11 protein-coding genes and 1 tRNA gene are annotated in these 12,582 nt (G+C 31.6%); 3 read left to right on the forward strand and 9 right to left on the reverse strand.

The window, feature by feature from the left end:
• Positions 1–7: 7 nt before the first annotated feature.
• From PG914_RS00255 to argS, 5 genes are all read right to left on the reverse strand, one after another.
• Positions 8–1,042, reverse strand: a complete 1,035-nt coding sequence (locus tag PG914_RS00255; protein WP_488821675.1) for an L-threonylcarbamoyladenylate synthase — start codon at positions 1,040–1,042, stop codon at positions 8–10.
• 177 nt (positions 1,043–1,219) lie between these two features.
• Positions 1,220–1,303 (reverse strand) — tRNA-Leu (locus tag PG914_RS00260).
• Between the two features lie 22 nt (positions 1,304–1,325).
• Complete coding sequence (gene mgs, locus PG914_RS00265; protein ID WP_488821676.1) at positions 1,326–2,531, reverse strand: alpha-monoglucosyldiacylglycerol synthase; 1,206 nt, start codon at positions 2,529–2,531, stop codon at positions 1,326–1,328.
• On the reverse strand, positions 2,528–3,565 hold the full coding sequence (locus PG914_RS00270; RefSeq protein ID WP_488821677.1) for a lysylphosphatidylglycerol synthase transmembrane domain-containing protein: 1,038 nt from the start codon (positions 3,563–3,565) through the stop codon (positions 2,528–2,530). The genes mgs and PG914_RS00270 overlap by 4 nt, the downstream gene beginning before the upstream one ends.
• A gap of 1 nt (position 3,566) precedes the next feature.
• Positions 3,567–5,237, reverse strand: coding sequence for an arginine--tRNA ligase (gene argS / locus PG914_RS00275; RefSeq protein WP_488821678.1), 1,671 nt, complete (start codon positions 5,235–5,237; stop codon positions 3,567–3,569).
• Positions 5,238–5,374: 137 nt separating this feature from the next.
• Here argS and PG914_RS00280 point away from each other — a divergent pair, with 137 nt between their 5' ends.
• Positions 5,375–5,644 carry a metal-sensing transcriptional repressor gene (locus PG914_RS00280; protein ID WP_488821679.1) on the forward strand — a complete coding sequence of 90 codons (270 nt, stop codon included), beginning with the start codon at positions 5,375–5,377 and terminating at the stop codon, positions 5,642–5,644.
• 9 nt (positions 5,645–5,653) lie between these two features.
• Positions 5,654–8,125 carry a copper-translocating P-type ATPase gene (locus tag PG914_RS00285; RefSeq protein ID WP_488821680.1) on the forward strand — a complete coding sequence of 824 codons (2,472 nt, stop codon included), beginning with the start codon at positions 5,654–5,656 and terminating at the stop codon, positions 8,123–8,125.
• A gap of 55 nt (positions 8,126–8,180) precedes the next feature.
• On the opposite strand, the gene PG914_RS00290 is transcribed toward PG914_RS00285, so the two are convergent.
• The 4 genes from PG914_RS00290 to dinB are packed head-to-tail and all read right to left on the reverse strand — an operon-like array spanning position 8,181 to position 12,129.
• Positions 8,181–8,822, reverse strand: coding sequence for a hypothetical protein (locus PG914_RS00290; RefSeq protein WP_488821681.1), 642 nt, complete (start codon positions 8,820–8,822; stop codon positions 8,181–8,183).
• A gap of 53 nt (positions 8,823–8,875) precedes the next feature.
• The gene (locus tag PG914_RS00295) at positions 8,876–9,769 is read right to left on the reverse strand and encodes a deoxyribonuclease IV (protein WP_488821682.1); all 894 of its coding nucleotides are present in this window, start codon (positions 9,767–9,769) and stop codon (positions 8,876–8,878) included.
• The gene (locus PG914_RS00300) at positions 9,738–10,997 is read right to left on the reverse strand and encodes a DEAD/DEAH box helicase (RefSeq protein WP_488821683.1); all 1,260 of its coding nucleotides are present in this window, start codon (positions 10,995–10,997) and stop codon (positions 9,738–9,740) included. The genes PG914_RS00295 and PG914_RS00300 overlap by 32 nt, the downstream gene beginning before the upstream one ends.
• A gap of 31 nt (positions 10,998–11,028) precedes the next feature.
• Positions 11,029–12,129 (reverse strand): DNA polymerase IV, encoded by a 1,101-nt coding sequence (dinB, locus tag PG914_RS00305; protein ID WP_488821684.1) that lies wholly within the window; start codon positions 12,127–12,129, stop codon positions 11,029–11,031.
• 69 nt (positions 12,130–12,198) lie between these two features.
• Between dinB and PG914_RS00310 the strand changes: the two genes are divergently transcribed.
• Positions 12,199–12,378, forward strand: a complete 180-nt coding sequence (locus PG914_RS00310) for a hypothetical protein (RefSeq protein ID WP_488821685.1) — start codon at positions 12,199–12,201, stop codon at positions 12,376–12,378.
• Positions 12,379–12,582: the final 204 nt, after the last annotated feature.

Below are 12,582 nucleotides of genomic sequence, written 5' to 3' on the forward strand. Positions count from 1 at the left end.
TTTTTGATTACAAATCAATGATTTGATAACCAGCTGCTTTTTCTAATCGATTCATTAATGCATAGCCTAATTCATCTTTATTTAAATAATGAATATAGATATACTCAACTTGATTTTTATCCATTTCTCTTAGACTAGCAAATAAATTATGAGCCATTTCTAATTGGTTATCTTTTGATCCTAAAAGTAAAACATCAACATTAAATATGTTTTTGTATTCTGATTCACAAATAACTGAAATCTTTTTATCTTTTAATTTTTCTTTTTGTGCTTCAACATACTTAACCATTGCTTCAATTGAACCACGGATTAAGGTGACTTCACCTTTTGGTTTATAGTGGGTATATTTCATACCTGGAGACTTAACTTCACCAGTAGGTTTTGTTCCAGATAAATCGATAACTTCATAACCTAATACTTTTTCAATCATTTTTTTAGTGACATATCCTGGTCTTAAAATTGTAGGAATTTGTCCAGTCAAATCAATAACCGTTGATTCTAATCCAATTTTTGAAGGACCACCATCAATAATAATATCTACTTTACCATTAAAATCTTCGAAGACGTGTTCAAATTTGGTTGAACTTGGTTTACCCGAAATATTTGCAGATGGTGCCGCAATTGGAAATCCTGATAATTTAATCACTTGCTGTGCAGTTAAATCTTTTGGAAATCTAACAGCAACCGTTTCTAGTCCACCAGTTGTTTCTTTTGGAACTAATTCTGTTTTTTCTAAAACCATAGTTAATGGACCAGGCCAAAATGCATCCATTAATTTCTCTGCATCCTGACTTAATGACTTTACATATTTAAAAACATCATTCTTATCTGCAATGTGTAAAATCAGTGGATTATCAGATGGTCTTCCCTTAGCTTGATATATTTTTTTTGAAGCTTCAGGATTCAAACCGATTGCTCCAATTCCATAAACCGTTTCAGTTGGAAATATGACCAAGTTTCCTTGTTCAAAAGTTTCTTTAAGTTTTATTTGGTTTTCTTCTAATTCTAAGTCTTTGCTAGACCAACAAATGGTTTTCTTCAAGTTTGACACTTCACTTTCATGCTGTATTATATCAAAAAGGGTTTCGTTTGTCTTTATATTCATCAATTACAATTTAAACTATCTATATTTAATATAGATTTCAGCATTCTTCTCATTATTTTAATTAACTAAGAAAAAACTCCTCTATTTTTTGAGGAGTTTGAAATAAATCCAATGTGGTCCCCGCTACCGGACTCGAACCAGCACATCGCAAGATACTTGATTTTGAGTCAAGCGTGTCTACCATTTCACCAAGCGGGGAAGCAAGTAAGATTATAACATCTTACTTCTTTTTGTTCAATGCCAATTTCTCATTGTTTTCTTTAATTAATTCTTGATAAAGTTTAGTTGCATTTTTAGCGTAACATTCCATTGAATAATTAATTACACTTTGTTTTGCATTTTTCTTTAATGTTTCTAAAATTTCTCTATTCTCATAAACTCTAATCAAGTGTTCTGTTAATTCTTCAGTTTTATTAAAGAAGATACCATTGACGCCATCTTCAACAAATGCATCAAATACTTCATCATATCTAACAATTATCGGTAAATCAGCTGCTAGTGCCTCAACATAAGTTAATCCTTGGGTTTCGGTAGTTGATGCATTTAAAAAGACATCAGCGATTTGATAGTAAATTCCAACTTCTTCATGTTTTACAAATCCAATAGTTTGAATGTAATCTCTTGCATTTGTTTTATCAATATGATGTTCAAGTGCAGGACGATCTGGTCCATCACCAACAATAATAAATTTAGTTTTTGGATGTACTTTATGGAATGCTTTATAAGCATCTACTAAATCAGGTAGTGATTTTTCTTTCGCAACTCTTGCAACTACAATTGCTACAAATTCATCAGGTTTGATACCAAGTTTTTCTTTTAAAGCTTGTACTTGTTCTTTTTGATAACTTTCTTTATAGAACGGTTTGAGATCAATACCAGATGGAATGACTGTAAAGCGACCATCATGTTTTAAACGAATCATCTTATCATAGATTTTCTTCGTTGGAACAATCGTCATTTGTGTATTCTTTGTATAACGATTATTGATAATGAAGGCACCTTTTTTGGCAATTTTAGGTGCAAATTTGGTTAAAAATTTTGAAATGTAATGTGTATAGTCTTGATAACTTGTATGAAGCGTATAAACCATCGGGATTTTAAACTTCTTACCAGCAACTAAACCTAAATCACCAACAGAGAATTCTGTATGGATATGAATCACATCTAAATTGAGTTTCTTAATTCTCTTTAAATAAATTCTAGAAAAAGGAATCCATCTAAATCCTTTTAAAGATCTTCTTGGAATCACCATGCCTCGAAGTCTGATTGTATTTGGATCATCTTCCTTTTTTTGTCTTGGACCAAAAGGTGCAATAACAAAAACTTCATGACCTTCTGCTTCAAGTCCTTCTTTAAGAGTTACTACAGATGTCACAACACCTGAAATGAGTGGTTTATAAGCATCTGTAAAAATACCTATTCTCATAATTTAACCTCTTTTTGTTTTAATATTAAGTAAGCGATTAAGCCGTATAACATACCAAAGTAATATGTAGCAACACGCCATAACAACATAATTGTGACCGCACTTGATGCATTTATACCAGTTATGAATAAGACACTCAGTAGCCCAACAAATGCCGCTTCTGTACCGCCAGAAGCTCCAGGAAGTGGAACAAACATCATGGTTGTTGTGGCTAATATACCTGCTACTACTATATATATATTATCATTTAAATTTATTTCAAAGCCAAGTGAAACAACAATAAAGATCGTCGTTGAGTATAAAGTAATTAAAGAAAGTAATTTAAATAATGCTCCTAAAATAAATACTCTTTTTTTAGTAAATAAAAATTGAACACCTTGTTGAAACTTGGTGACAAATCCAAATGTTTTTTCATGAAGATTAGTCGCAAGTTTATTGGTGAGTTTAAACTTTTGAAAGAAACTAAATAATTTCTCAAATAAACGATATGCTTTTTTAATGTATGCAACTAAGAATAAGCCAACTAAAATTGCTGTATTAATGGTATAACCTATCACGATGAAAGTCATATTACCACCCATAGCATTATAAATGTCTTGCCAGAATGCAATTAAACCAATCGTTGATAATAATACAGATGTAATCTGGAATAGAATAAAGTTTACGACAATTACAGAAGTTGCATGATTGGGATCAACTTTATGTTTGTGATAGTAATAAAGTTGGAATGGTTGAGCACCAGATGAAAATGGTGTGATACCATTAAAAAATGGTTCTGTTGCTTGAATTAAGAAACCGATGCTAAATGGTAAATCTTTATTTAAAGCAGTTAAAACAAACTGTGATGAAAAAGACATCAAGATAAAACTTATTAAACCGAGTAATAATGCAAGTAAAAAGAAGGGAATGTCCAAAGTTCCCATTAAACTTAAAACTGCTTGCATATCATTCATACTGCTCACAATTGTGATCATCGTAAGCAAGATGACAATAACAAGTATTATGTTAAGCCATATCTTTTTCTGTTTTTCCATATTACATCGATTCTAAGTATTTAATACCTAAAAGTCTTAAGCCTTCAATCAATACTGTTAAAACATCTGACACTAAAAGTAGGTTTGTATTTCTGACAACTTCTTCTGGTGTATTAATCTTAACTTTTGCATAGAATGAGTTAAATTCTGCTGCTAATGATAATAAATATCTAGCAATTGTTGACGGTGTGTTATCTAAACATGCACGTTCAATTGTACTTGGGAATAAATCTAAAACTTTAATTAAGTTGAAGTAAGTATCTTCGCTATAAAGTTCTTTATTGATGTTATTAACATCAAATTGAGCTTGTCTTAAAATTGAAAAGATTCTTACGATTGAGTATTGTAAATATGGACCAGTTTGACCTTCAAATGCAACCATTTGTTGTAGATTGAATTCATAATCTAATGTACGTTCATTCTTTAAGTCATTAAAGATAATCGCACCAACACCAATGATTTTAGCAACTTCATCTTTATTAGGTAAATCTGGGTTCTTTTGTTCAATAGCAGTTTTGGCATCAGCGATTGCTTGGTCTAAGACATCCATAAGTTTAGTAATTTTACCTTTTCTTGTTGACATCTTCTTACCATCTTGTAAAACTAAACCGAAATTAACGTGTGTGATATCAAAGTTGTAACCCATTAAATCAGTTACTTTTTTAATATTCTCAAAGTGTAATCTTTGTTCATTACCCACGATATATAATGCTTTATCAAAATTATACTCTTTTTTACGCCAGAAAATTGCAGCTAAATCACGAGTTGCATATAAAGTCCCACCATCTGAACGCTTGATTAATACTGGTGGTATCCCCTCACCTAGTTGAACAACCTTAGCACCTTGATCTTCAACTAACAATCCTTTTGCTTCTAATTCTTCTACCACTGAATCCATTTTATCATTATAGAATGCTTCTCCATTGTATGAATCAAAAGAAACATCTAATAATTTGTACATTTCAGTAAATTCTTTTAAAGATTCATCACGGAAATATTGCCATAAAGCTGTATATTCAGGATCACCTTGTTCAAGTTTTAAGAATGCATCACGACCTAATTGGTCTAGTGATGGATCATTAACCTCTTCTTCATGAAACTTAACATAAAGTTTTTGAAGTTCTGCAATCGGATTCTTTTCAATCAATTCTTTATTGCCCCATTTTTTATAAGCAACAATCATTCTACCAAATTGAGTACCCCAATCACCAAGATAGTTAATACCTACTGCATTCCATCCGTTCTTAACATAAATTTGTTTAAGTGAATTACCTATAACAGTACTTCTTAAATGACCTACTGAGAAACTCTTAGCAATATTTGGTGAAGAGTAATCCATAACTACTGTTTTACCATTTGATGGTTTAGTACCGTAGTTTGATTTTTCATTATAAATTTTATTTAAAATCGCTAAAGCTAAATCTGTTCTTTTTAAGTAAATATTCAAAAACCCTGCAATAAATACAGTCTTTTCAATTTCTGGTAATGTTTCTAATACACCTTTGAATTTCTCGAAAACTTCAGTTACAGGAAGTCCAAGTGTTTTAACATATCCAAATAGTGGAATTGCTAAATCAGCATCACCACGTTTAGGCACCTCTACTAAGACTTGGTCAAGACCAAATTCTTTAATAAGTTGTGCTTTGATATTCTCTTTAATATTTGCAATCATGTTATCATCCTCATTTAATTTATTATAACAAATTTTTACAATTTTCAGCCATTTTCATAATTATTCTTGATTAAATTGACACCATTATTTTGTTGTGCTAAAATTGTTTTAGACCCCCACCATAGGGGGTATAGAAAGTGAGGAATACTATGCATCAACACCAATCAACAATAAAAACATTAAAAAATGCATTAGGTCAAGTTGAAGCTGTGATTAAAATGACCGAGGAAGATCGTTATTGTATTGATATATCAACTCAAATTTCAGCAGCAATCGCATTACTTAAAAAAGCTCAACAGGACATCCTATCTAATCACTTGAAGCACTGTGTTCAAGAATCCATTGATAAGGGTAATGCACAAGAAAAATTAGAAGAAATTAACACGCTATTAAAGAAATTAGTTTAGGAGAAAACTATGTATACATTTAGAAAATTACATCATAATCACGATCATGGTTCATTAGGTGAAAAAAAAGTTTGTTCTTGTCCTGGTTGTAAAGGCGAAGGAACTGATTCATGTACTTGCGGATGTTTAACAGGTGAAAGTACTTGTAAACATGATCATCATGAACATGAAGAAAAAGTTTGCACATGTCCAGGCTGCGAAGATGCTGGTTCAACAACTTGTGAATGCGGTTGTTTAAATGAAACCCAAATGCATAATCATGATCACAAACACGACGAAAAAGAGTGCTGTGGATCATGTAAACATGATGAACATGAAGAACAACATGAAGATAAAAAGGTTTGTTCATGCCCTGGATGTAAAGGTGAGGGAACAGATTCATGTACTTGTGGATGTTTAACTAATGAATCTGCTTGCAAGCATGAAGGACATGATCATGCACATCACCATCATCATGACCATTCTTACCATAATCATAATCATCACGATCACTCCCATCACGGACATCATGGTCACCACTCACATCATGGACATGGTGGACACGATCACTCAGCACATATCAAAGATTATTTAATTAGATTCATTATTTCAACCATTTTATCAATCCCAGTTCTTATCTTCTCACAACAATTTCAAGAATGGTTCAACTATTCAATTTCATTCCCATTTGATGAATATGTTGTATTAGTATTAGCTACTGCTATCTTTATCTACGGTGGTATCCCATTCTTCTCTGCAGCCTACTATGAAATTAAGGCTAAAGAACCTGCAATGATGTCTCTTGTAGCACTAGCCATAACTGTGAGCTATGTATACTCAGTGATGGTTACATTCGGATTTGCTGGTATGGATTTCTATTGGGAATTAGTTACTTTAATCGATATCATGTTACTTGGACATTTCTTAGAAATGAAATCAAGTATGGTAGCTTCTGATGCTTTAGCATCACTGACTAATCTGTTACCGAGTGAAGCTCATGTATATGTCGATGGAAACACACATGATGTACCTTTAAAAGATCTTAAAGTTAATCAAGTTGTACTTGTTAAACCAGGTGAAAAAATCCCAGTGGATGGTTTAATTTTATGGGGTGAATCATCGATTGATGAATCTATGGTGACCGGAGAATCCAATCCAGTATTTAAAACGATTAATGAAACTGTTATTGGTGGAACTATCAATGGTGATGGTGTACTTAGAATTAAAGTTACAAAACTGGGCGAAGACTCATATCTTTCTCAAGTCGTAAAACTTGTTAACGAATCATTAATGAGTAAATCAAAGACGCAACGTCTTGCTGATTTAGCCGCTAAGTATTTATTCTATATATCAATAACTGCTGCTTTAATCACTTGGTTAGCATGGGGATTAGTTGGTGCTGACACAGACTTTATTTTCACTAAGATTGTTGCTGTCATCGTTATTGCATGTCCACATGCATTAGGTGTTGCCATTCCACTTGTCACTTCAATTTCTACTTCTTTAGCTGCAAAGAATGGCTTACTAATTAAAAACCGTAATGCGTTTGAAAATGCAAGAAAAGTTAAACATGTGATTTTTGATAAAACAGGTACTTTAACAGATGGTAAGTTCACTGTTACAAATGTAATCACCATAAAACGTAATTTAAAAGGCATTTTAGAAATCGCACATCTACTAGAACAAACATCAACACACCCAATAGCAAAAGGCATTCTAGAGTATACTAAGAACGTTAAAACAACGCTTCAAGTCGTAGATACAAAGAATTTACCAGGTTATGGTGTAATTGGTAAGATTGATGGTAAAAATGTTGCTGCTGTATCGCAAGCATACCTTAACAAAGAAGGTATCTTCTATGATAAGAATGTTCAAGCAGATTTAGATCAACAAGGTTTAACAATTGTATATATTGTAGAAGAAAACGAAGTATTAGGTATGTTAACACTTAAAGACCAAGTTAAACCTTCAGCAATTTATGCAATAAAAGAATTAAATTCAATGGGTATTGTCACCCACATGTTAACAGGTGATAATGAAGCAGTTGCTAAAAGAGTTGCATCTGAACTTGGAATCACTACATTTAGAGCCTCAATGTTACCACATCAAAAGAGTCAATATATTGATGAGATCAAAATTGATGGTACATTTGTTGCAATGACTGGTGATGGTATTAATGATGCTCCAGCACTTGCAAAAGCTGATTTAGGTATTGCTATTGGTGCAGGTACAGATGTGGCAATAGAAACTGCAGATATTATACTTGTTAAATCAGAACCTAAAGATGTATTAAAACTCATTGAATTATCGAAGAAAACTTATCGTAAAATGATTGAGAACTTAATTTGGGCACTCGCATATAATGTATTTTCATTACCTCTTGCTGCTGGTGCACTATATTCAATTGGATTCGAAATTTCACCAGCTATTGGTGCAATTTTAATGAGTTTATCAACAATCATCGTAAGTATTAATGCACAATTCTTAAAACTGAAAAAATAGAGAATAAAAAAGGTAATCAATGCGATTACCTTTTTGTTTGTAAAATTTTATTTTATTAGATTAAAGCTTGTACAGCATCACTTGCTAATACTTCATCATAGAATTCCATCATTAAACGTGGAATGTTTTCACCACTAACTACTGTATAGTCAACTACTTTGCCATTTAAGAATGCAATCACGAAAGGTGATGTTGTAATAACCATATCAGCATCTTCATATTTTTCATTTAATGAAGTTACTAAATCATTAACAGCGTCTAATTTAACTTCGTAGTAATAAATAGCTACACCTTCATCGCTTAAAGCTGTATACAAATCACTGACTGGAACAGGAATTGATGATCTAGAAGCACCGTATAATCTAGCATATACGTTTGCAATTGCTGAAGCACTTGTTTCATTTGGTTCACCGAAGTAAACAATAGTTAATTGTGAATCATTAGCTGCTTTTTCATATAAACCTTGTGATAAGAAACCATTTTCTAAACTTTTAATAATTTGGAATTTGTTATCTTCAGGTAATTTTTTTGCAAAATCAGCATCAGTTGTTACAGAGAAATACGATGAATAGAACACATCTTTTTCAGATGGTTGGATTATGATTAACATTGCTATTAATGCAGCAACAATTAAACCCATTGCTGTCCAAGTTAACCAATGTACTTTTGTTTCTATTGCCTGATATTTTTTAGCCATTTAAAATACTCCTTTTATAATTCGCAATTTAAATTATAACACGAATAATATTATTATTCAACGCTATTTTTGATGAGGTCTTTTAATCCTTCATTAAACGTTTTTTGTTTAATCATTTCAATTTCATATTTATATGGTGCTTTTTCTTCTACATATGGTGTTTCTAAGATTTTTGGTATGTTTACAAAATCCTTATGATAAATTATTTTAATTAATGCATCAAAGCCTAAGAAACCAAATCCGATGTTTTCATGTCGGTCTTTATGAGCACCAATTTCATTTTTAGAATCATTGACGTGAATGACTGATATTTTGTTTTTTCCAACAATTTGCTCGAATTGTTCAATCACAGCTTCGAAGTTATTTTTAACATCATAACCAGCATCATGAACATGACATGTATCAAAACATACAGAAACTCTATCTTTATTATCAATTAAAGCAATAATATCTCTAATTTCTTCGAAAGTTCGACCAACTTCGTTACCTTTTCCAGCCATAGTTTCAAGAGCAATTCTAACAGATGCATTTGGCGTGTTTGAAATAATTTTATTTACACCTTCAGCAATCCACTTAACCGCTTGTTCGCGGTCTCCACCAACAGCTGAACCAGGATGAAGCACCATTTGTGTGACACCCATCGCCTCAGTTCGTTCGACTTCTTTAGTTAAGAATTCAACTGCAAAATCTCTTTTTTCAGCATCTGGATTACATAAGTTAATAATATATGGTGCATGAACCACAACATTTTTAATGTCAATACCAGATTTAGCCATTAAATCTTTCGCTTCTTCAATACGCATACTAGAAATTGGTTTTCTTAAAGTGTTTTGTGGTGCACCAGTATAAACCATCATCGTATTAGCATTATAACTTAATGCTTCTTTGACTGAACCTAAATACATTTCAACGCCGCTAAGCGCTACGTGACTTCCTAAAACTAGCATTTCTATATCTCGCTTTCTTAACTTTTTGAATAGCTTGTCTAACTTCTTTTTCGTGCTTCTTCTTATAGTTAGGTGCTACTTTCTTTGGTTTTGGTACTTTTTTGATTGCATTAGCAATTTGCTTATCGTATTTTCTTTCTTTCTTTTGAATGATTTTAATCTCATCCTTAGTTAATTGAGCTTGTTCAAAAGGTACACCTTGTCCTCTTAACTTATCAATTTTTCTTTGGTCTAGGTCATCAACTAAAGTAATGACCATCCCCTCATCTCCCATACGGCCAGTTCTACCTGATCTATGTTTGAAGAACTCTAGTTTATATGGTAAATCAAAATGAATGATATGAGATGCTTTAAAATCGATACCACGTGAAAGTAAATCAGATGACACTACATATTGATATTTTAAATCATGAATGTCTTCTAAGATCTTTTTACGCTGTTTCACACCGATTTCTGATGAAAATGCTACTGCTTTAAATCCTCGATCTAAAACATAATTAAACACTTGGTTGATATCTTCATTTTTACTTACGAAGATAATTCCTAAATAAGGGTTAATGACATCTAAGACTCTTGCTAATGTAACTAAGCGATTACCATTGGTTTGAATTAATGGGAATGTAATATTTAATACTGTATCTTTTGTTGTATCAAATAATGTATAGCTACCAAAATATTTTTTAATGAATGGTTCCATTGATTTAGTTAATGTTGCTGACATTAATAAAAATTTCTCTACATTAAAAGTTGCAAGTACTGGATCAATCAAACTCATAAAGTCTTCATCAAACATCATATCTGCTTCATCTAAAATGAAATACTTAATTTCTTTTAAACTTAAAGCATTTCTTGTAATCACCATATCGATTAATTTAGCTGGCGTTGTGATAACTAAAGAAGGTTGACTTTTCTTTAATTTGTTAGCTTCTTTTTCCATATCGATTGAGCCATAATAACTTTTATAGATTATTGTATCATCGGTTTCTGATAACATTTTATCTACTTGTAAAACAAGTTCATTCGTTGGAAGTAAAATAACTGCTTGAGTGTATTCTGATGCTCTATTGATTCTTTCTAATAACGGTAAAAGGTAAGCGTGTGTCTTACCAGTTCCAGTAGGTGCCAAACCTACGATGTTGTTAGTTTTATCAAAATTTTCGATTATTTTTTCTTGAATCGGAGATAATGATTTAAAACCTAACTTTGTTAACATTTCATGTACTTTCATTTATATCACCTCAAGCATTATAACATAGAAACTATAGGAACTTTTGATATGTGAAAAGATTGTATGGGATTTTTCTATCCTTCTTAAGTAATAGGTTACTTAAATGTGCACCACATAATCTAACTTCATCACCTTCATAAGTTGATTCAAATAATGTTTCTAATTTATCTTTTAAAACGATTGGATCATCGGTGTAATCATCTAATGTGACAGACCTTGTAATAATTGATAAATCGGTCTTTTTCAACTTATATCCTATCGTTTTTGTCAACATCTCATGCCTTTTTAAACGTCTAATACTTTCATTTAATTGATTGAAGATTTCATCTAGAATAACAGAATACTCTTGTACATTATAATTAAATGTTGTCTCACTACTAATTGATTTAGGTATAGCATACTTATCAACATCTATAATATTTGAACTTTCACCTAAAATATCTTTTCGATACATTTGATAAGTTTCAGGTTTCATAACTTTCAGGATTTTATCGTAGTTATCTGGATTCATAAAATCACTAACTGTTTGAATACCTAGTTTATGAAGTTTTGGATAAGTCACTTTTCCAATACCATAGACATCAGCAATATCAAGCGGATATAGCATTTTTTCAACATCACGTTTTCTTAAAACAGTGATGCCTAATGGTTTTTTCATATCACTAGCCATTTTTGCAAGAAACAATGTTGGTGCTATACCAATACTACATGGTAATTGATGATCTTTATAGAGTCTTGTTTGAATTTCTTTAGCAACTTCTAAAGGATGTCTTGTTTCAGATATTTTTGTCATATCAACATAGGCTTCATCAATGGATGCCGGTAAGACCAAATCAGAATATTCTGAAAGTAAATCCATGAATAGTTTTGACTTCTCATGATAAAGATTAAAGTCGGTTGGAACCACGAGTAATTTAGGATAAATTTTAAGCGCTTCTGTTAACCCCATGGCTGCCTTAATCCCATACTTTCTAGCTTTGTAGGAAGCTGTGGAAATAACACCACGATTTGCTGATGTTTGACCACCAACAACAAAAACCTTATCCTTTAAGTAAGGCTCTTTAATGATTGCACATGACGCATAGAATGCATTCATATCAATATGGAAGATAATTTTAACATTTTTTTGCATGATATAACTTCCTTTACATTCTATTATATAGTATAATAGGACTAGTCGAAAAATTTTGGAGTGATAGAAATGGCAAATAAGAAAGTAAACAAAAAACCGAATCAAGTAGCTACTAAAAAATCAAAAGATGTTTTTACTGATCCAACAGAGTCAATTTGGGGTAAAATTGTTGTCGGTTTAATTATCTTTGGTACGATTGCAACCATCCTTATTGGTGCTATCATTACCGTCGTACAAGCTTTTAGTTAATCTATAAATTCATAGAACAAAAATAAAAAAATGAACTCTAGACCAAATTCTAAAGTTCATTTTTTACTTAGGATAACTACATTCATTTATTTGCATTTTATGTTAGTTTCCTTTAGCCTCTAAAAATACTGTAAGAAACATTTCACCGAGTAACTTCAAGAAGCTCTTTTTCTTTGTCTTGTTCATAACTTATTCCTCCTTTTA

It is taken from the genome of Acholeplasma sp. ORD1043, from assembly GCF_057808485.1.